The organism is Paenibacillus sp. PK3_47 (assembly GCF_023520895.1).
Lineage (GTDB): Bacteria > Bacillota > Bacilli > Paenibacillales > Paenibacillaceae > Paenibacillus_AQ.
Window position 1 is genome coordinate 3,521,622 of record NZ_CP026029.1, and the last position, 21,476, is coordinate 3,543,097.

The following is a 21,476-nucleotide window of genomic DNA, read 5'->3' on the forward strand; positions in this document are numbered from 1 at the left end:
CCCAATGGACAAACAAGCCAAAAAAACACTAATGAACACCTTCTGGACCTCGGCCGGGTGGAAGAGCAGTCCGGATGCGTTTGCCGGGGAGCGGTTCGAGTATGCCAAGAGCAAAGGGCTGATGTTCGATCCGGTCACGATGACCCATGATGAGATTATGAAGCGGCTGCGTGAGCTGCATCAAGTGATTACCAAAGAACAGGTAGCTGCCGCGTTCCTGCACAGTCTGTCGACGAAGAAGGTCCATTTGCGGAGTGCTTTGTCGAGCTGGGCGCTGACTTCCCGGTTACCTCTGCATACTTATGAGGAGCGGAGTGTCGTCCGCCCTAGTTACAGCAGCTGCGGGGATTGTAATGATCACAGGCTAATGGCAGACCGGGAATATATAGAGGAAGACTTAAATGTGCTGAACTTCGAACGGGTCAAATGGGGCGGGATCCGGCTGAACTGGCTGCTGTACTGCTGGATGGATCTCGAATTGTTCAGTAAAGAGGAAGCCTGTGAGTATACCGCCGAGGATACGGCCATCCTCACGGGAATGCTCCAGGCGGTTAAGGATTGTGGGGACTATGATAGTGCACGGATGCTGGAGAAGCGGTGGAAAGCTGTGGTTCCTTCCAGCAAGAATGAACGGGATGTGATTATGGAAATCTGGGGCTATGCCGGATTGCTGGTACCGGGTGACACCCCCCGGAAACGCACAGGCGGGAACTCTGACTTTGACGCTGTAGCGGAGTGGCAGGGAGAGGACGGCTATTCCCAGACAGCAGTAGAATTTTATTTTGGTACACAGACTCTTCCTTAAACGGGGGAGTTTTTATTATGCGAAAATAGTATTAATAAAACCTCACATCTCTGCCGAAATATAGGTATATGTACTCATGAGGTTGCTCTCGGACGCAAATAATCTACTGGGAATTATGGAGGGGCCGGTCATGTCTTCAGCCTATATTTTTTCTCTCATGTTTTTTATCGCTTTTGCCGTCTATTTCATCTTGGGGATATATACCCTTTCAATTGACGCGCACAGCAAGCTGAACCGCCTCTTTTCTGTGGCCTGCCTGTCCCTGGCGGTGTGGGCGTTTTGTTTCTCGATTGCCAATTCGGCGCAGGATTATGAGACCGCTATTTTCTGGCGAAGGTGGTCTTCTCTCGGCTATGGGACGGTATACAGCCTGCTGCTGCATTTCTTTCTGCTTGTGACAGAGCGGACGCGCATTCTGAAGAGCAAATGGATATATGTGCTGTTGTACCTTCCGGCGCTGGTGAACGTGATTGCTTTTGGTTATAGTGATACTGCGAAGGATCAGTACAGACTGGTGAATACGGCAGGGGGCTGGGTGAATGTATCGGCGAACGGCTGGGGGGATGTGTATTTTAACCTCTATTATATTCTGTTCACATCTGCGGGTCTGCTGCTGCTCTGGAATTGGGGGAAGAAGTCGATTGACCCTTCCAAGAAGAAGCAGGCTGCCCTCTTTATGTTCGCCTATACTTTGGCCATGATCATAGGGACGATAACAGATGTGGTTGTAAATACATATACATCCTATACCATTCCGCAAATGGCGCCTGTAATCGTACTCTTACCTACAACAGCTATATTTTATGCGATTAAAAGATACGGCCTCATGGGCCAAGGGAAAAAGGGGCGGGCTGAACCCGGGAAAATCCTGAGTGAAGTCAACATGGAAAGATTCATCAAAATCATGTCCTTCGTGTATATCGTCGGGGGGATGCTGCATTTTGCCTCGCAGTATTTTTTCAATCTGAAGTCTCCGCATATCAACTATGTGGTAGGGTTCACCTTTTTCTTTTTTGCTATAGGTGCAGTGTTGGCAGTGCTTAAAAATCTCCCTATCAAGGCGGATGTTAAGGAATGCGTTTTCATTCTGATTATGCTGATCTCGATCCTGCTGATCGCGGTTAACTTTATAGAATCTGCGAGTATTACCATATGGGCAACCCCGTTCATTATTGTGATGCTTTCTGTGCTGTTCAACAACCGGCTGATCATCCTCTGGATAGGACTTTCGATTCTGGCTGTGCAGGTATATATTTGGGTGAGAATCCCGCAGGCTCTGGTTCAGGTGGACGGCTCGGATTATCTGGCCAGGATCGGCATCTTAAGTATTACCCTTTGGCTGGCTTACTTTGTGAACCGGGTATATCTCCAGCGGTTGAAGGAGAATGAAGAGCAAATCCGGTTTCAAAAGATGGTGTCGCAAATCTCCGGTGACTTCGTTAAGGTTACGGAATCGGACCTGGATGACAAAATTTATGAGCTGCTGGCGCTGTGCGGAGAGCATTTTCAGGTAGACCGGGCTTTCTTCGTCAATATCACTGAACCGCAGCAAGCATATGAATGGTGCAGCGAAGGCGTCACATCCGCGGAGGATATTATTCCTAAACTGACCGGCGATGCATTCCCATGGTGGATGAACGAGATTTCGCAGAGTGGCCTGATGAATGTAACGGACGTGGACACGCTGCCTCCGGAAGCCGAAGCCGAGAAGAAGCTGTTCAGGGCGCACCAGATGAAGTCACTGATCTCCATTACGGTTAGCAATAAAGGCAGAACGCTGGGCCATTTGTTCCTGGCGTCCGTGAAGGCAGCCAAAGCCCTAGGGGCAAATCATCTGGAGCTGCTGAGAATCCTGGCCAACCTGCTGTCCGATGCGCTGGTAAAAGTGGAAGCGGAGCGGGAAATCCGTTACATGGCATACTATGATGCGCTGACAGGAGTGCCCAATCATACTTTGTTTAAAAATCAGCTGGAGCATTCCATCCAATTCGCAGAGGGGTCCGGCAAGCATATTGGTGTTCTTTTTATCGATCTGGATGCCTTCAAAACCGTAAATGATACTATCGGACACCTGGGTGGAGATGAGATGCTGAAGCAGGTGGCAGACCGGATATCCGGATGTTTGTGCCGCGGGGATATGGTTTCGCGTTTTGGCGGGGATGAATTCCTGATCAAGCTTACAGAGATCGACCGGATCGAAGACATCCGGAAGATTGCCGGAACTATTATGAAGTCGATTGCCCAGCCGGTGATTGCCAAAGGCCAGGAGTTTATGATTACGGCCAGTGCAGGGATCGCGGTATATCCCGAGGATGGCGTAAGTACGGAAGAGCTGATCCGTAATGCCGACCTGGCGATGTATGCCTCCAAAGAAAAGGGGAAGAACCAGTACACCTTATGCTCACCAGCCATGAAACAAGCGGTCCTTACCAAAACGCAGCTCACCAACAGCCTGTTCCGGGCGCTGGAAAGAAAGGAGTTCGTACTCTCTTACCAGCCGCAGGTGAATGTTTTGACCAAAGAAATCGTAGGCCTGGAAGCGCTGATCCGCTGGAACAACCCGGAGCTCGGGATGGTATCTCCTGCTGTATTTATTCCTTTGGCTGAGCAAAACGGTCTGATCATTCCGATTGGCCAGTGGGTGCTGGAGACCGCATGCCGGCAGATGAGAGAGTGGCAGAGAATGGGGATAACCGGTGTCCGCATGGCTGTGAACCTGTCGGTCATCCAGTTCCAGGACCGCAATCTGCTGAGCATTGTGGACCAGACCCTTCACGAAACGGGCCTTACGCCGGAGTACCTGGAGCTGGAGATCACGGAAAGCACTGCGGCGGAAGGAGAGGACTATATTATCGGGGTGCTTCAGGAGCTGAAGGAGCTGGGAGTGAGCATCTCGATTGATGATTTTGGCTCCGGATACTCGTCCTTAAGCCGATTAAAAACAATGCCTGTAGACCGCATCAAAATTGACATGCAGTTTGTGCGCGGAATATCGACCGGCAACGATGATGAAGCGATAGCCAAAACGATCATTCAGCTGGCCAAAAACCTCAAGCTGAACGTGATCGCCGAAGGCGTGGAAACGGAAGAGCAGTTTGCGTTCTTTAACAAATATAAATGTGATGAGATTCAGGGGTATTATTTCTATAAGCCGATGCCTGCTGCAGAGATGGAGGCGGTTTTGCTGAATGCTGCAAGGACAGTCGGATAGTACCAAGAGATAAGGAGGAGAACTCATGATGGACAGCCCGGATGATCTCCAGCAACGGATCGAACTCAACAGGAAAAAGCTGCTGGCACTCAAGCCTGAGGAACGGTATATACGCTTCTATGAAACGGATAAGCAATACGGCTGTTTTTCTAATTTTGCCAAGTACAGGGTAGAGTTAAAAGGTAAAGTGTGGCCAACCACGGAGCATTATTTTCAGGCGCAAAAGTTTGCGGGCACAGACCATGAGGAAGAGATCCGGCTCGCCACAACGCCTATGCAGGCGGCAGAAATGGGGCGGGAACGGAGCCGGCCGCTTCGTGCGGATTGGGAAGAATGCAAGATTGAGATAATGAGGGAAGCATTGATAGCAAAGGTAGAACAGCATCCTGTGATCAAGTCGGTCCTGCTGTCGACAGGCGATTGTACGATCGTTGAACATACAGCCAATGATGCGTACTGGGGAGACGGCGGGAACGGCCAAGGCGGAAATATGCTGGGCAAGCTGCTGATGGAGATCCGTAACGGATTGGAGGAGTATGTGCCGGAGTTCTTTTTGCCGCAGTGGATCGTGTATCCCGAGATTGAGCCGTTCAGCATTGGCTGGAGAATGGGCTATGGTGAGGATTACTTGATTCACTTGTGGGAATGGAGAGAGCAGCAGTCGCCGGAGGCGCTGAGGGAGTATGATGCGTATTTCACGCCGCCGGAGGAGTGGGCTGAGGCTATGAAGTTAGTGGAGGAGTTGGAGGATGGGGCTGAAGGTGAGTAGTGACTGGATTGAATGTGGTTAGTATGATAGAAACTTGTTAAATAAGTTACAAATTATTACTTTATTAAATTATTTGTGGTATAGTAAAGGCAGAAAAAACGTACAATACAAAGAGAGCCGTGCTGCTAACACGACTCTCGGAGCAATAGCCGCTTTTAAGGGCGGCGGCTTTCGGATAAGCAGTCATGAGATAGACCGATTCCTTTGGCTAGGGCGGTCTATTTCTTTTTGAGGTAATTTAGCAGTGCAATAATGAACATGCCAAACATGAACATCAGTGACAACGCTTGATAAACCTCCATGGGCTTCACCTCCCTTCTGGGAGATTAGCCGACCGCCCTTGCAAGCCTTCCATTGCTGTTGCGATTATACCATGACGTAATACTTATGGAAAGATTATGCAGTGTTAATTTCAAAAATATTCCTTGAGGTTTCTGATAGATAATGATGTGTACTTTCCCCCATTATAACTTTTACCTTGAACCAGGTATTACTTTTAAGTGTTATGTAGATGATCCTCCTCCATGCTAGAATCAAAGCATTCCAGCAAGAACGGTTAATATAAGGAGGAAATAATCATGTGCAACAGATTTCAAATCGTAGGCAGCCTGCTCCGTCCGTCGGACTTATTAGAATATAAACACCAGATCGAACACCGGGATGATATCCAGTATCCTTTTTATCAGGAATTTCAGGGGTATGAGCAGTGTGAAGCAGACGCGATTCAGGCGGTAGTCGAGCAGGAAATTAACAACGGATTATCCGTTCTTACAGATGGGGAGTATTCTAAATCGATGTGGCATCTGGACTTTGTCTGGGGCTTCCAGGGGATTGAGCGTTATATCGCGGATCATGGATACTTCTTCAGAGATACAGACGGTACTTCGAAATACGAGACCCGGAAAGACATTGGCCTGCGCATTACAGGTGAACTGGGCGGGAAGAATCATCATTTTATCGATGTGTATAAAAAGCTTCAAGCCCATGCCGGCGAACGTGAAACGAAGCTGTGCGTACCTTCGCCATCGCATATTTTTGGAGAGCTGTCCTGGTCGGATAACATTGGTGGCACCGAAGCTGTGTATAAGGACAGACAGGAGCTGAAAGCCGGCCTGGTTAAGGCCTACAAGGATTTTGTAGCGGAATTCGCGGCTGCCGGAGGACAAATCCTGCAATTTGACGACTGCTTATGGGAGCTGTTTGCGGACGATAACCCGAACTCCCCATATACTGGCGAGAACATCAATCAAGAGGAAGTGCAGGCGCTGGCTGCAGAGTTTATTGATATTAACAATACCATTATTGATTACGGTCACAGCCTGGGCCTCAAAATGTGGACGCATAACTGCCGCGGTAACTATGACTCCCGTAATATGGGCGGCGGCTCTTATGCGAAAATTGCCAACCTGTTCCTGAAGCAGCTGAAATACGACCGTTTCTTCCTGGAATGGGATGATGAGCGTGCGGGCTCCCTTGAGGCACTGGCAGTATTCAAAGACAGACCGGAAACGGAAATCGTACTTGGCTTGCTGTCTTCCAAAACGAGTACGCTGGACGATGAAGCACGTGTAGTCAGAATGCTGGATGAAGCCTCGAAGATTATTGATAAGAACCGGTTGCTGCTGTCTCACCAATGCGGTTTTGCGTCCTGCGATGGCGGCAATGAACTGACGGAAGCTGAGCAGTGGGCGAAGATCAAACAAGGGCAGCAGATTGCCGAGCAGTATTGGGGTTAATAGTTAACTTAGTTAGAGAGGGGGAAGATCCCCCTCTAAGGCCGTTGAAAAAGTCTCGACAACCTCACGTACACCAGAACCTATTAATGACTTTGAAATGCTAATTCTAACGGACCCTAGGTCCGTTATTTTGCACTAGAGGTGTGTTTTTGAATCCTAACGGACTCTAGATCCGTTATTTCATCCGAAAGAGCTTAATTTCCTCATCATTTAGCCGAATAAAGGAACCACGGTCCGTTAGCGATTGAAACGAGGCGATTTACGGCAAATAACGGACGCAGTGTCCGTTAGCTCGCGAAAGAGGACGAGACAAATAACGGACGCAGTGTCCGTTAGTGTGCGAAAGAGGACGAGGCCTATAACGGATGCAGCGTCCGCAGACGTGGAAACACAGCAACGAAACCCAGACCATTAAAAGAGCCGGGTTTCTCAATATCTGAGAGGGGGCAGGTCCCCCTCTTTTTACTGTTCAAAAATGATTATCTATTCAGACTTCTCAAACTCATAATCCCGTTCAACCTTACAAATTCTTGTTTTATAAGTAAGATACCAGTCAGACTTCCCTTTGCTTTGCACGGCTAGATGCTGCTCGTTTTGTTTCCACTTTCGTATAGCTTCGAGAGAATCCCAGTAAGATACTGTAATCCCTAGGCCTTCTCTTGCGCTTTCTACTCCCAAAAATCCGGGCTGGAGTGAGGCGAGCTTCATCATTTGATCGGCCATCTCTGCATAGTGGTTATCCCCCTCGGTCCGTTCAGATGTGAAAATTACTGCATAATAAGGGGGTTCCGGTGTTCCGGCAATCTGACTCATGGCTTTACCTCCGTTTATGGGTTGTACTCTATCCATATTAGTATGATCGGCAGCTCTTGTCATATAAGAATTGTGCTTGTGTATTCCCCGTTTAAGTTTCATTTAAGTTCTCTGTATTATGATCAGAACAAGTCATCAAGCGATCATGAAATATAGAGGAGTGTTCATTTATGAAAAATAATAAGCTGAAAAGCATAAGCGCCATTGCATTGGCCGCATTACTTACCGTATCTGCAGCGGGATGTTCTAATACAGAGGCCGGCAGCGGAGAAACTGCTGTAGTTACTCAAACGGCCGATCAGACCATGGCTCAGACAGCCACACAGACTGCAGCTGCAAGCATGACGCCAAGTGAGACGCAAGCTGCAGAAAGCGCAGCGGCAACCACGGAAGCTTCCGCAGCTGACACGTCGGCATTGTTCAGCGACCGGGATCTGGAACAGTCAGCCGATCTGGCGGCTGCAACACCAATGAGCCTGGTAAGCAATCAGGATGTGACTCTGCGTGAAGAAGGCGTGTATGTCTTAAGCGGGGACGCAGACAATGTGACGGTAACGGTTGATGCTGCTGAGGATGCAAAGGTCCAAATCGTGCTCGACGGTGTCAGTATAACGAATGATAATGCACCTGCCATTTATGTAAAAGCAGCGGATAAAGTATTCGTGACTTCTACGGATAGTGAGAACTCTATGGAGGTGACCGGTAGCTATGTGGCAGACGGCGAGACCAATCTGGATGCGGTGATTTTCTCCAGAGCAGATCTGACCCTGAATGGAACCGGAAGCTTGGCCATCGTATCAAGTCAGGGAAACGGGATCTCTTCCAAGGATGATCTTAAAATTACCGGAGGCATATACTCTATACAATCCTCTGCGGATGCCCTGGAAGCCAACGACGCAATCCTGATCCATGATGGAACGATTACCATCGATACGGGTAAGGATGCCCTGCATAGCGAAAATGAAGAGGATACTACCCTTGGCAATATCTACATTAAAGGCGGCACATTAACGATCAACGCAGCCGATGATGCGATCACTGGCAATAACCTTGTGCAGATTGACGGCGGCACTATTAATATTGAGAGCTCGGTAGAAGGCATCGAGGCTAACAATGTTATCGTGAATGACGGCCAGATTACAGTGTATGCCAGTGATGACGGCATCAACGCCACGCCTAACGTTAATGCGAATGCAGCGATTGAAGTCAACGGCGGTACGATCAAAGTGACTATGGGCAGCGGGGATACGGATGCGTTCGATTCCAACGGTGATCTCTTTATTAATGGAGGAACTATTGATGTGGAAGCCACCTCGGCCTTTGATGCAGATGGTACTGCGGAATTGAATGGCGGCACGGTCACCGTTAATGGAGAACAAATCACCCAAATCACGCAATCGCGCGGAGGTGGAGGCGGAGGCCGCCGCTTCTAAAGACGAGGGCTAATAGAAACAGCAGTTATGAGATAGACCGCTTCCCGAAGGAGGCGGTCTATTATTTATAGTTTCTTATGCAGTTCCTTCATGCTTTGCTCAACACTCATCAGCTCCCGCTGAATGCTGTACACATGGATTCCCGATTTCATCAAGACGGCAATTAACCTCTCAAAGGCCCGGAGCGAATCCTTTGGGATTTCATGCGCAATAGAGGTTAACTCTTTATTCATATTGTTAAGGAAATGGATGCGTTCCTGATGAATATTTTCTAAACTTGAGACAGGTACTGGATTGGAGCTTTTGCGGAGAATACTCTGCCACTTTCCGGTTTTGATCTCTTCTTTAAGGTCCAATTGTCTTTGCATGACGTTAACTAAATTAAGTAAGCTTTGCTCTAACCGCTGATACTCTCTTTTGGCCAGAAGCTTCTTGAGTTTGTCGGTCACACGCGAGCTTTGTTTTAACCCGACATAAGCGCCCACCAGAGGCAGCACTACGACAAAAGCGCCTCCCGATACAAATATGGCATTCGCTGCAAACGTAAAAGCGGCTTGTCCCGCAGCGGCCAATGAGGCACGGCTCGTGGTGTCGATAACCACATTTCGCGCCGCCACCTGTAGAGGTAACTGCTCACGTACAACACGCCGCAAATTATAGAAAGAACTCACGCCTGCAGAAATCCAGGGTAACTCCAGATCCAAGAGATCCTCCGCATGGGATAACGTAGAATGAGTGGCTTCGACTACGGCTTCTCTGGTGACACCGGCACTAAAAACAGCAGGGTGATCCGGATAATGTACCGCGAGTTCATCATTTACATAGACAGGGATATCCGGGTAACGTTCCAGGTGTTCATCTACAATCGATTTGTTACCGCCGCATTTCACCTGGAACTCTTTCCCGTCTATAAGGATATCCCAACCGGCCTGATTCGAGGTTTCCGGGAACTGGACATCATACCCTGCAGCCTCCAGCTTTTGCGCGATCATCTGTTCAGCCACATATCCCTGCAGCTGGGCCATATCACCGGCAGCTGTCCCCATATCAACGGTTTCTGCAAACCGGGACAGGGAGAATAGCGAACTTAAATCCTCGCTGCGTGCAAAATCAATGCCGTCAACCACCGCAGGATTGATCATCAGAAAGTCATATAGAAAGTCTCCGGCACTGATCCCGGCGATAAGATCCGTTTGTTCCGAGGGATTCGGGTTGCCGAATAGTCCCGCGCCTTTCCTCTTTCTTTTATTGGATACTGTGCATTTCATGGCCTGCTCAAATTCACCGTTACGCCAGTGCGTCCAGAATTGTTCGTTTGGAATCATGCGATATCCCCTAAGCCATAGATTTCTTTTTGTAAACTCCGTAAGGCTTCCTGTTCCTGGCGCAGCTTGCTGTTAACGGCTGATAATTGCTGTTCGATGGTTCTTTTTTGTTCTCTTAATGCAGCTAATCTTTCAAGTATTTCTTTTTTCTCTTCCAAAAGAGTCCGTGCCTGATCACACTCATGCCTTAATGAAACAGGACGAAACGTGATCAATTCGACAGCTTGCTCCTTTCTTAGTTCCTGAAGCTGCTGCTTTATTTTCTTCATATCATTTTCAAGAGAGAGATTGGAGAACATTCCGCTAACCTTATCCATAAAGGAAAAAGCAGATTTATTTCTTGCAACAGATTCTCTCTTGATTTGCAGTTTGCCTACTAAGCTCTCTATGGTCATGTTCTTCTGCCTAAAGGAATCTGTCATCTCATAGTCACTCACCCGTTCCAGGGAACCGGCAAGCTGCTCAACAATGGTATTATAAGCACGGATATTCTCCATTAGCTGCTGGTTGTTTGCGGATATGTAATCTTCGGTTGTTTTTAAATTACGGGCTATACTTGTGTACTCTTCCTGGTGACTGGAGATCAGCTCCAGCATACCGGTCTGCTTATGATAATGCTCATTCCATTGATTAATTACCGCGTCATATCCATATACATTGGAATCGTCTAATAAGACCGGCAGCATGAGCTGAACAATCCCCATTTGCAGTAACGTCTTTTTCACCTTTTTACTTTGCGTCAGCATCATCACACCGCTTGCCCCGCCCATTAAAATCAACCCGATTGGACCTGTCAGAACGGATAGAACCGAGGTCGCTGTCATATACACTCCGAAGGGCAGAGTTAATCCGATCAGACCGGCTGTCCCGGCGATGAGAGAGGTTAAAGTGGTGTACGCTGCAAACCCGGCAATCTCAACAATAACGGTTAGCAGTACAGCGCTGCCTTGCGTCATGATGACCCGTTTGATAGTGGAATTCGTTACTGCATCGATGTTCAGCTTTTCTTTAATTTTTTGCTGCTGCTCCAAGGGAAGGGATTCAATAAACTTTTCAATCTGGTCCGTAAAATCATCCTGCTGATCCGCCGTGAGATTGTTGAGTTCCCCGCCGATGGATCCCAAAATACTCTGCATCTGGTAAAGTGCCAGCTGGCTGTCGACAGGCAAATGCGAATTACGGAGTACAAATGTGCTGTAGTTCTTATCCTTTTTGAGCTGATACGTATGCGCTTTGTGCAGAATCTCTCCGCATTTATGCTCTATTTCATAGGAAGTATTATAGTGGGAGCCGGCTAATTCAAACTCTTTGGTCATATGTAAAAATAACTGCAGCCGCAACGTATCGTCGTCAATGTGTCTTAGCTTGGCAATCTCCTGATCCAGCTGCTGCTGTGAATGATCCACCTCTTTATTAAAAAGATCTTTAGTCTTATTGGCGATCATATTAAAAATCCCGGTTTCCATAACCAGCACATAAATCAAACGCAATTGATCCCCACTTGATGCCATTAATCCTTGTGCCAGGGATTTACCTGCCATCTGAAGCCGCCCCCATGTCTATGTTGAATGATCTAATCTATGACTATTTTACTATATCTTAAACTTCCATCCCATACTCGGCAAAAATATCCCCATACTTCTTCTCAAATATCGACCACCGCCGTTCGGCCCCGTATTTTGAATACAGCTGACCCAGATAATACTGTGCGGTTTCCTTATCGCCTGAATGCAGCAAGTAACGGAAGGTCTCCTCACTGAGATGGAGGGCTGTTCTTTTCATATAATAATCTACTATTGCGCGTGCGCTGTTCATGGTTTGCATAACTGTGAGGGCCTCTTCCAAATGCAGCAGCAGCTCTGCCGTGATTTTGTCGGGATCGGTATCAGGGGTTAATGAATAGTGGTCGGGGGCGGACGGGACAATCTGCTCTATACGGACGGTGAAGTGAGCCTTGTTCTCCAAAGGCGCTGCCGTGGGCAGGGCGGATTGAAATTGTGCTAATTCGGTAGAATGAATGCTGCAGTTAATGTAGAACATGACGTGGTCCCAGGTGTTCGCTTTCAATTTTTGAAGATTGAATTTATTAATAAAATTACCTTGGGTTTTATAGAAGTTCAGATCCTTTTTGGAATAACCGTGCCCGGTAAAAAAGGGTTTGATGTCATTCTTTATGATCTGGTTGAATAAATCCTGCACAGGAATCCCTCCCCAATCAAGTTGTACACCACCCTACTATACCAATAAGTTCCTGTAGCGCCAATCTGGGTATAGATATAATAGACTTTAAGAAAGGATGCGTATGCTGTGTGAAGAAGAATGTGAAGATCCTGTTTTTTGTTTTTCTGTTTGCCGCCGTGATGGTAATGTTGTTCGGTTGGGTGATGCCCGTGGTTTTTCAAGCTTTTCTCCATAATGTATACATAAGAGGAATGGGTCTGCTGGTTATTTTCAGTATTGTGGTGCTTGCCAAACGTTTGACTTGGAATAATTACATGGTCTATGTCATTGCCGTGTTCACGCTGTTCAGTATGATGATTGATACGTCAGGCAACCCCATTTACAACAAGCCGCTGGAATGGATCGTTTCGCCTATAGGAGAACTGCAGGTGATGCGGGATATTAACAATTATGCGCCAGGCGAGTATGCCATTTCCGATAACATCGCAATTGTGAAGCCTAACGGGGAAGTTACAGGGCTCAGTACGGTATGGCTCTATCTGTACCGGTTCGTGCAATATCTGGCTCTATACTGTATGGTGGGGACCGTTCTTGGAGCGGTTATCCGCTTGCTGCCTCAGCGGGAAATACCGCCAATGCGGATGGTGGAGGAATCGCTGACACCCGAACAAGAGCAAAAGGCAGCTGCTGAAATAGAGCGTAGAGCGGCAGCCGGGAATGCCCGGCAGACCCCGCCGGAGGAGGTGCTGAACACTGTCCGCCAGATGAAAAAAGACGGCAAGCTCATTCCGGCCATCAAGCTCGTCCGCCAGCATTCGGATATGTCTCTGGGTGAGGCGAAGCATTATGTAGAGCATCTGTAAGGGGATACTGAGTACGGGCATCGGTTTTTCGAGTACAAATGGCTGCTTTCCCTCTGCAGCGTCCCAATGTACTCGGTTTTTCGAGTACAATAGCTCGTTAAGCCAGCGAAGAGGCGAGCAACCCAGCCTTTGGGCGGGCAGGTTTGATTATTTTTCCGGCCACAAGAAACTTACCAAATCCCGCCCCCATCCTTTATACTGGATAAAGCACATTTTATCTAAGGAGCCCCGATTCCATTATGAATAAAAAAGAAGTAGCGCACATACGCAAACAGTTTAAGCTGGACCATGATTTGCTAAATCTGTACGATATCCTGAACGTCTATATTATGAAGGAGACCAACGAAATCTATCATTGGGAACGCCTGCCGTTTGGTATGGTGGACAGAGAGAAGCAGGAGCTGTATATGGGGAATTTCAAAAAACTGCTGACCGGCGAGCTGGACCACAAGCTGTTCGAGCTGAAGTTCATGGAGGAAGCCGAGGAGCCGACGAAGGTAATGCTGCACCAGGGCCTGATCACCGGTGATCCGGAGGAATGGCAGGACCTGATGCTGATGCTGGTCGACAAGATGTTGGTTGATACCAAATATGAAAAAGATACGGTAGTTACCTTCGTCCGCGGACAGTATCACCGGCCGACCAAATCCCGCAATGATGAAGCGGAAGAGAGTGAGAAAAACGAGACGTTCGCCCATCCATTCATTCTGTGCAGCGTAAATTCCACGGAGCAGCAGCGGAAGAATCTCATGTTCGATTATGTGGAGCGGGAATTTAAGTATAATGTCATCGTTGATCCGATCGTGAAGCTCAGCTCGCCGGAGCAGGGATTCCTGTATCCGAGTGTGACGGACAACTATTCGGATGTGAACCGTGTGCTCTATTGTACGGGGAAATCCAATTTCCCGGACCCGCGCTTCATTGAGCAGGTCCTGAATGCGGAGACGTCTGTTACGGCGCTTGAGGAGCGGTCCTTTTTTGAGGAAATTGTAAAAGAAATCGCGGGTGAAGAGCTCGATACGTCCACGATTGCCCAGGTCTATGAGAACATTCAGCAGGTCATTGAAGGCGGCGAAGGGGAAGAAGAACCTCCTACACTGGACTATAAAGACGTAGAACGTGTCCTGATGGCAAGCGGCGTGGAGAATGTGACTGCGGAGAAGGTGGAGCGGGCGTTCGAGACGGTCATCGACGATAAATTTTATGAGATGAAGGCAAGCAGCGTAATCCCGAAATTTACGACCAAATCGATTAAGATCGAGACCAAGGTCGCCACCATCTCGATCAGTCCGCAGGATCTGAGATACGTGAAGCAGGTGAATTTCCAAGGCAAGCGCTGCATCATGATCGAGGTGGATGAGGAAGTGGCGATTGAGGGCTTTACGCTTAGTACGGAGAATTTGTAAGCCGGCCGTTCAATTAGAGAATTAATGTATCCCCCAATGCTGTCTGCGGATATTCGCAGGCAGCATTGGGGTTCTTTTTTTAGCAGCAGGTCAAATTCTCTCCAGATGGTATAAGATTCTAGCCGGAGACGGTCTGTTTTTTGCTAGAATGAATGTAACTGTGATAGGGTTTGGGAAAAGCGGGTGATGTGAGGGATTAAACTATTATGGATGATTATTTAATTGGTTTTCTGACTCAATATATTCTAAAAAGCGGTGAACAGCTGGATGCTGCTTACCTTGAAACAACAAAGGCAGATATTGCAGATGTTGTTATATATAGACGGACAGCACGCACCCTGCGCAAAGTGGGAATGATTACCTTGAAGCTGGATGGACATTTGCTGCAGGCTGAAGATGCTCCTGACCCTGTTTTGATGAAATGGAAGCCCGGTAAAAGGGCCATTCTTGAGGATGAAGTTCAGGCTTTTGAATGGATAGATGCGGGCTGGATTATGAAGGAGCTGCGCTTCCGTCAGGACGGAAAGACCGTAGAGAGCATCAGGTACCGGATGGGTTACCGTTTGTTCCAGTTTCTTCAGCAGCATGCAGATGCGGAGCAGCAGGAAGAGAGGCAGCAGTTGGAGAGGTTCCAGCTTCAAGCGCTGAATTTGCTGGATACGCCTGAATTTATAGATTACCGGGCTCAGGTTCACCTGCTTGTAGAGCGTATATCAGCGAGCAGCTTTTGGACGTTTGAAGAGCTTGAGCAGTCAGTCTGGTTCCCACGGACTTGGAGCATAACGAAGAGAATCAGTTTTTTGCATCTGAGCTTGGCATTAATACAGCTTGCAGGGCAGAAGGAGATGTTCGACTGGAAAGAGATTGGTGCCGGATATTATGGCATGATTGGCGGGTCTAAGGCTTTTGATAACCATAAGGATGAATTTATAGCTCTGCTGGAGGAATGGAGTGAGGTGCCGGCGCTGAGCCTGGGGCTCGTTAGTCTGGGGAAAATTACGCCACTCTACTTTGCCGGTAATCTGACAGGAGAATGGTCCAGTTACCGGGCGGGGCCCGTCCATGCGCTAACGGATCTTTCCATTGCCCGGGATCAGTACAGCACGGAGGCAACAACTTTGTGGCTGGTAGAGAACAGGGCAGTGTTGACGCGGATCAGTGCCGAACATCATTTTGTACAAGATACAGCTTCACTAATTGCTTGTGTGGACGGACATCTGAGAAGCTCTCATAAAAAGTTTATTCAGCAGGTGCTGAAAAGCGGCAGTATCAAGCAGGTGCTCCTGTGGAGTGACTATGATGAGGATGGTCTCCTTATAGCCGGAGAGCTGGCTGACGCTGTTATGGACTTCCCTGTTACGGTGAAATGGATTTGCCACAATCACAGCATGATCACAAGCTGGCAGGAATATCAGGAATATATGAAGGCTCTTCTGCTGACAACGAGGCTGGAACAAGAACAAATATTAGGAGGTGCCGGGGAGTGGAGAAGGTGGATCCATCTTTAATATCTATTTTTAACAGCAATGAATCTGCTCCGGAAATGCTTCAATCCATGAGGGATATCGCCTATTTGTCAGGAGTATTAAGCGATCTGGACTCCCAGAATGCATTTCAGACTCCGATCGAGATTCTGCGCTTCCTGCGGATAATTCAGATGATCAATGAAGAAGCTCTTGGGCTGGATGAGCCGATAGAGAATGCGGATACGCTTTATTACCGCTACAGGAACCGTTACAGTGACCCGGAGCCGCCAAGCCGGAAGAAGGTAGAGCAGATCATTAATGTGCTCGTAAAATATAACTGGATCTCCAAACAATCCAGGCAGCTTAAGATGCGTGATACCGGTAAAAGAATGATGGATGCGCTGATCCGCCTGGCTAATGATTCGTTGGCTTACTATATGCATGATGACATCGGACGCTCGCTGTTTCAGGCCAGAAGAGACGCAGAGCTGAGTGAAGCTTATGATGATCATGGAATATCGGGAGGTAATAAAATTGCCAGCATGATCCGTAATGTGGAAAATGCGATTCAGCTGATGAAAGAACGGGAGCTTGAGATGCTTGCTGACCGCAATGCTCTGCCGCAGCTGGAAATCATCCATCAGCTGATGCTGGAGCTTGAGCAGAAGCTGGGGGAGAGATTCCGCCAGTTCCGCACCCTGGAGGACAGCCTCGTCCTCAGCAGATTAATGCAGCAAGGAACGGGGGCGCTCGCAGAAGGGACTAACCTGAGTATCGGGATGATCCACAAATATTTGAAGTTTACAACGATGCAGCAGACGATGCTCTCCTCTGTCATCCATCCGGAGAAGGTGAGGGCATTCATTGTACAAATGTATGATCCGCCGCTTGAATCCGATGTTCCCAATGCCCATCAGCTGATGAGCTTCATGGAACAGGACCAGTATCCGGGAGAAGCGGCGGACGGGTTGTGGATGCCTGTCAAGTTCGCTGCTCCGGTATCCGCCGGAGACATCGGGGAGGCTCTGAATTATATAGAGCATTATGAGCCTGTGGTGGATGGAATCCGCGAGGAAGAGGAGGACATTCAATATACAGAAGATAAGGTGTCTATAGATCAGTTGGACGAATTGATGGGAGCTTCCCAGTGGCAGCTGACCAAAGCTATGATCCGCACTGATGCCATAGAATCTTATATGGAACAGATCGGACAGGCTCCGATTGAACAGGTCATGATTGAAGCCACCTCAGCGGAATGGGGCGATGCCGTGAATGCGTTAACTGCGCTGGCTGCATTAATTGGCAACAAGAAAATGGCTGTAGATGAGACAACGCAGGATAATAGGTCTATTCATCCTCATTATGATAAGAGCTGGGAATGGATGACGGAAGAACACCGGAATCAGATGATTCGTAAACGGGGCGAACAGCGCCCGGCAGAACCGTCCGGACCGGACGACGATGGAAGGAACGAAGACTATGACTGAATGGGGCCCGAACCCAAGTAATGTAAATCCCCTGCATGTCATGCAGTCCCTCAAAGGGATACTGAGTGAGCAGGAAGAGATAACCTTTATGAATATTTTATTCTCCTCCTCTGCGACAATCCGTGCCGGGAATTTTGGATTGTCCAGGAAAGAGATCGAGAAGCAGCTGCGCATTTCAGAGCAGGATGATAGATTCTACTCTTTTATAGAGCGGGTCAATCAGGCTGTAAGCCGCTATTTTCAAGTGATCTATGATGAACGGCGTGATCAGGTCGTGGTTATGATGCGTGTACCTGCCAGAACCGCACGCACAACGTTATCTAAAGAAAGCCTGGCTATTCTGTTATTCATGTTCTACCAGCAGGAAGTACTGCAGCATGAATTTACGCTCTTTGACCAGCTGCTGAGTGCATTCGGACACGAGACCACCAAGGCGAATCAGCGGCTGCTCCTTAATATAGATCAGTTACGGAAAATTGGTGCCCTTGAAGAGTATGAGACAAATTCACCCGAAAAGGCTTATCAGTTGACTGCTATTGGTACCCATATGTTCTCGGATTCCTTCCTGCGGCGTACTGCTGAATTCAGCCAATCGAACCAGCTCAACAAGGAAGAAGTGCTGAAGTTTTTCAGACGCTACAACCTCTACACAGAAGAGAGGGAGGAGTAAACGATGATACCCTGGAAAATGTGGTTTCACGGCATCCGGGACTATGCTCCGGCGTATATGGACCTGTCCGGCCGCGAAGAACATGTGCTTATTACAGGCCCCAATGGTGCGGGGAAATCTACCATCACTTATTGTATGGGCGCTGTGCTGTATTCTTCAAAGGTTGACCTCGACGGGCTCCGCTCCCGCAATCTGGCACCGGATGAACCTTGGATTGCACAGATCCGCTTTCTTTTCAAGAATGAGGGACGGCTGCGGATCGATGCTCCTGACTATATTGAATTCTCGCTGCACATCCTTCAGGAGCCGGGACAGCCGGTCAAAAGAGAGTATACGGTCGCTTCCGGTGACGACCCTGAACATTGGGAAACTGTAACCCGGTATACTTCCGGTGACCGCCAGTATAACTTCACTGCATATAAGAAGGATTTGCAGTACAAATACAAAATTGATCCTGACCTGTTCTACCTGATCTGGTATCAGCAGGAGGTGAATCAGTTTGCGGTAATGCATCCGGAGGAGCGGTTCAGGATCTTTGCAGAGATGCACGGTATTGATCAAATACAGCGGAACTGGGAAGAGAGCATGGAGAAGCTGAAGGATACGCAGGAAATGATGCAGAGTGCCGAAATCAATGTAGAGAACAAAAAACAGATGGTCAAAATCAAACGAAATGATCTGGAGCGGTACGAGGATAACTACAGGCGTCTGACAGAAGGCGGGAAACAATATGTCCATGCCCTTCTTCAGCTCGAAGTCTATTATAGACGGGAGCAGGAAACCTTATCAGGTCAAATTGGACAGCTGGAGCTTGAACTGGAGCAGCAGCAGGATCAGCTGAACGAATGGAAGGAGCGGGAGACAGGGCTTACGGGGCATTTGTCAAATCAGGAACAGGCAGTCACGTGGCGAAAGGAAGAACTGGAGAATTACGAACAGCAGTTACAAGATTTGAAATCAGGAATGACGCATACACAGGCGAAAATCACAGAGCTGGAGACAGAGCTGCAGCAGATCAGTAAGGACCGGGAACGTATTGCGCGTTCTGAAGCCGAGGTTACAGAGCAGCTGGCAGAAGCAATAACACAATTAGATGAGGTAAATGACGAAATAGCCAGGCTGCATGCTGAAAATAACCAGTGCGGCGTTCTCGCTGATCATCACAGAGGCATGATCTCCAGGCTGGAATTCGTAATTGAACAAGAACGGAAGCAGGAAAGTATCCATCAGGAACGTTTGCGCCAATACGTAAGCAGCCATCATGTACAGGAGGAGCTGAACCGGCTTGATCAACAGCTTCAGCGGTTCAGGGATCAGCGGCATGACTGCTTAATGCGTATTCAGGAGCGGAAAGAGGAGCTAAAGCGGCTTGAAGATAACCGCGACTGGTCCAAGAGGCAGATGGAGTCATTAGCCTTCTTTCATAACAAAGGCATTCAGGCTTATCCGCTGCGCGACCTTGTGGAATTGACAGCAGGTGCACAACTGAAAACGGAGGAGCAGTTCAATACGGTTAAATATACGGTTTTCTTCGATGGTCATCAGGCCATTCCGCCGAATGACCTCTACCATGTGCCGCTGCGTAAAGTCGTGCCCGACCGTTCTGTAACAGAGCTGCATGCCCTGCAGCTGCGGGTGAAAGAGGATCTGCCGGAAGAAGCTATCCCTCATGCGATAAAGGCGCTATGGTGGGTAGAACAGTTTTTCCAAGCCGGCAATTTGAGAATTGATCAGGGGGTACTCCATGATACGGCGGGGATTCGCGGGGGCCAGGAGCAGAGCCGTTATATTCTGAGCAGGCATGCGGTTCTTTTACACAAGGAAGAGGTACAGAAGGTGATTGGCAGTCTGACCGCAACCTTGGAAGAGCTGGATCATTCTATTCAGCAGAATACAAAGCGCCTGCAGGATCTGAGCAGTGTGATTCAGCTGGTCCGGGAAGCAGAGGCTTTCAGGACTGGAGGGCATGAACGGGCGGAGCGTGCCAGGAAGCTTGAAGAAGAGCGGAGCGGGCTAAGCAAGCAGCTTGCGAGGGCTGTTGAGCTTAGAGAAGCGGAAAGTGGTCTGATTAAGAGTCAGGTAGAACTGGAGAACCGGCAGCTTGTCCTTCAGGCAGAGGCTGAATTCTACCATAGACTTGGACAGCAGAAGGAAAAGTTCGAGATACTGGGGGCTGCGAAGCGTGAACTGCGCGGGCAGGAAATTCAGCAGGAAGAACTCCTGCAGCAGCAAGAAGCTTGCGAAGAACAGCTGGAGAAGCTTGAAAAGACGGTCCGCCAGCTGAAGCGCAATGTGCAGGAGCTTAAAGATAAGCAGGAGCATGAAGCACGCCAAATCATTCAGACTACGAATCAGCGGGATCACGCTAAAGACTCTTTTGAAACGGCTCAAGGGGAGCTGGTTGGAACAATTAGAGAGATTGAACATTTTAAGCAGACAGCTCCGGCTATATATAATGAAGTGACAACATCATGGGCTGAAACTCAGGCGGCGAGTGATGGATCTTCCGGCGGGTCCGGCGGGCGTATGTCTTTATCCAAGCTGCATACAGAGCTCGATAAGGGAAAAAGCCAATATAATAATGCACGGAGCGAATCAGGTATTGATCCGGCGGCACCGGAGAACTACAGGGTGATTGAAGAGGAGTTCCAGCGCCTTCAGGATGAGTACAAGCGGACGGAAATTTTGTTCGAACAGGACCTGGAGCGTACAGGACAACTGAAGGATCAATTGGAGACAACCATTAATATGCGGGTGCTTGAAATCCTGCAGCGCTTCAAAAGCTATATGAGCCACTTCCAGTTTGAAGGTGAAATTGACTGGGAGCATCATGAAGACCGCCGGGGACGCACCCATTTCAGTCTCTTTATCAAAGCCCGTAAAGAAGGGCACCGTGGAACGATGGAGGATGTCAGTGTCAAAGCGCGTGGGGGAAGAGTAGGCAAAGGCGTATCCGGAGGCGAGGAGTCATTAAGCTCTTTATTGTTTGCACTCGCCCTGCTGCAGAATTTACAGACTTCACCGGGCTTTATTGTGCTGGATGAGTTCGACAGTGCTCTGGATGAGCAGCGTAAGCTGAAAGTATTCGAATTATATGGACGGGAGCTGCAGCGCAAGTTAATCATCCTTACGCCAAAATCGCATGAGAACAGCTACCTGAACCGTTTTTCCAAATCATTTATCGTATATCATGATCCGACTATACCGCTTAGTAAAGTTGTAGGGTTGGTTCGTAAGGAGTGATGATATTCAGTGAACCTCTGGTGAATTAAAAGCTTCCCATTTGTTACTGACCAATTAGTATATTAATT

General features: G+C 48.4%; 16 protein-coding genes. 11 read left to right on the plus strand and 5 right to left on the minus strand.

Features of this window, described 5'->3' with window-relative positions; translation table 11 throughout:
* The first annotated feature begins 4 nt into the window (after positions 1 to 4).
* The 3 genes from C2I18_RS15690 to C2I18_RS15700 all read left to right on the plus strand — a co-directional run bounded on the left by C2I18_RS15690 (position 5) and on the right by C2I18_RS15700 (position 4,785).
* Positions 5 to 805: a hypothetical protein gene (locus C2I18_RS15690; protein WP_249896714.1), complete on the plus strand. Its 801-nt coding sequence runs from the start codon at positions 5 to 7 to the stop codon at positions 803 to 805.
* Positions 806 to 935: 130 nt separating this feature from the next.
* Positions 936 to 4,016: an EAL domain-containing protein gene (locus tag C2I18_RS15695; protein ID WP_249896715.1), complete on the plus strand. Its 3,081-nt coding sequence runs from the start codon at positions 936 to 938 to the stop codon at positions 4,014 to 4,016.
* Positions 4,017 to 4,041: 25 nt separating this feature from the next.
* The gene (locus C2I18_RS15700; RefSeq protein WP_249896716.1) at positions 4,042 to 4,785 is read left to right on the plus strand and encodes a riboflavin biosynthesis intermediates N-glycosidase; all 744 of its coding nucleotides are present in this window, start codon (positions 4,042 to 4,044) and stop codon (positions 4,783 to 4,785) included.
* A gap of 218 nt (positions 4,786 to 5,003) precedes the next feature.
* Here the strand turns inward: C2I18_RS15700 and C2I18_RS29725 are convergent, their stop codons facing one another.
* The gene (locus C2I18_RS29725) at positions 5,004 to 5,087 is read right to left on the minus strand and encodes a putative holin-like toxin (RefSeq protein WP_219214875.1); all 84 of its coding nucleotides are present in this window, start codon (positions 5,085 to 5,087) and stop codon (positions 5,004 to 5,006) included.
* Positions 5,088 to 5,363: 276 nt separating this feature from the next.
* On the opposite strand from C2I18_RS29725, the gene C2I18_RS15710 reads away from it, so the two are divergent.
* On the plus strand, positions 5,364 to 6,521 hold the full coding sequence (locus C2I18_RS15710; RefSeq protein ID WP_249896717.1) for a cobalamin-independent methionine synthase II family protein: 1,158 nt from the start codon (positions 5,364 to 5,366) through the stop codon (positions 6,519 to 6,521).
* Between the two features lie 483 nt (positions 6,522 to 7,004).
* Here the strand turns inward: C2I18_RS15710 and C2I18_RS15715 are convergent, their stop codons facing one another.
* On the minus strand, positions 7,005 to 7,334 hold the full coding sequence (locus C2I18_RS15715; protein WP_249896718.1) for an antibiotic biosynthesis monooxygenase family protein: 330 nt from the start codon (positions 7,332 to 7,334) through the stop codon (positions 7,005 to 7,007).
* A gap of 170 nt (positions 7,335 to 7,504) precedes the next feature.
* Between C2I18_RS15715 and C2I18_RS15720 the strand changes: the two genes are divergently transcribed.
* Positions 7,505 to 8,767 carry a carbohydrate-binding domain-containing protein gene (locus tag C2I18_RS15720; RefSeq protein ID WP_249896719.1) on the plus strand — a complete coding sequence of 421 codons (1,263 nt, stop codon included), beginning with the start codon at positions 7,505 to 7,507 and terminating at the stop codon, positions 8,765 to 8,767.
* Positions 8,768 to 8,832: 65 nt separating this feature from the next.
* On the opposite strand, the gene C2I18_RS15725 is transcribed toward C2I18_RS15720, so the two are convergent.
* From C2I18_RS15725 to C2I18_RS15735, 3 genes are read right to left on the minus strand one after another with little or no spacing between them, the layout of a single operon-like run.
* A complete protein-coding gene (locus tag C2I18_RS15725; RefSeq protein WP_249896720.1) occupies positions 8,833 to 10,092 on the minus strand; it encodes a hypothetical protein in 1,260 nt (419 codons plus the stop codon).
* The gene (locus C2I18_RS15730) at positions 10,089 to 11,633 is read right to left on the minus strand and encodes a hypothetical protein (protein WP_249896721.1); all 1,545 of its coding nucleotides are present in this window, start codon (positions 11,631 to 11,633) and stop codon (positions 10,089 to 10,091) included. Before C2I18_RS15730 ends, C2I18_RS15725 begins: the two co-directional genes overlap by 4 nt.
* A 58-nt stretch (positions 11,634 to 11,691) precedes the next feature.
* Positions 11,692 to 12,291: a DUF4304 domain-containing protein gene (locus C2I18_RS15735; protein ID WP_249896722.1), complete on the minus strand. Its 600-nt coding sequence runs from the start codon at positions 12,289 to 12,291 to the stop codon at positions 11,692 to 11,694.
* Between the two features lie 110 nt (positions 12,292 to 12,401).
* Here C2I18_RS15735 and C2I18_RS15740 point away from each other — a divergent pair, with 110 nt between their 5' ends.
* The 6 genes from C2I18_RS15740 to C2I18_RS15765 all read left to right on the plus strand — a co-directional run bounded on the left by C2I18_RS15740 (position 12,402) and on the right by C2I18_RS15765 (position 21,408).
* The gene (locus C2I18_RS15740) at positions 12,402 to 13,136 is read left to right on the plus strand and encodes a hypothetical protein (protein WP_249896723.1); all 735 of its coding nucleotides are present in this window, start codon (positions 12,402 to 12,404) and stop codon (positions 13,134 to 13,136) included.
* Between the two features lie 239 nt (positions 13,137 to 13,375).
* Positions 13,376 to 14,542: a DUF4317 domain-containing protein gene (locus C2I18_RS15745; RefSeq protein WP_249896724.1), complete on the plus strand. Its 1,167-nt coding sequence runs from the start codon at positions 13,376 to 13,378 to the stop codon at positions 14,540 to 14,542.
* A 206-nt stretch (positions 14,543 to 14,748) separates the two neighbouring features.
* A complete protein-coding gene (locus tag C2I18_RS15750; protein ID WP_249896725.1) occupies positions 14,749 to 16,050 on the plus strand; it encodes a DUF2399 domain-containing protein in 1,302 nt (433 codons plus the stop codon).
* Positions 16,026 to 17,495, plus strand: coding sequence for a hypothetical protein (locus C2I18_RS15755; protein WP_249896726.1), 1,470 nt, complete (start codon positions 16,026 to 16,028; stop codon positions 17,493 to 17,495). Before C2I18_RS15750 ends, C2I18_RS15755 begins: the two co-directional genes overlap by 25 nt.
* Complete coding sequence (locus C2I18_RS15760; RefSeq protein WP_249896727.1) at positions 17,488 to 18,165, plus strand: hypothetical protein; 678 nt, start codon at positions 17,488 to 17,490, stop codon at positions 18,163 to 18,165. The genes C2I18_RS15755 and C2I18_RS15760 overlap by 8 nt, the downstream gene beginning before the upstream one ends.
* Before the next feature lie 3 nt (positions 18,166 to 18,168).
* Positions 18,169 to 21,408: an AAA family ATPase gene (locus tag C2I18_RS15765; protein WP_249896728.1), complete on the plus strand. Its 3,240-nt coding sequence runs from the start codon at positions 18,169 to 18,171 to the stop codon at positions 21,406 to 21,408.
* Positions 21,409 to 21,476: the final 68 nt, after the last annotated feature.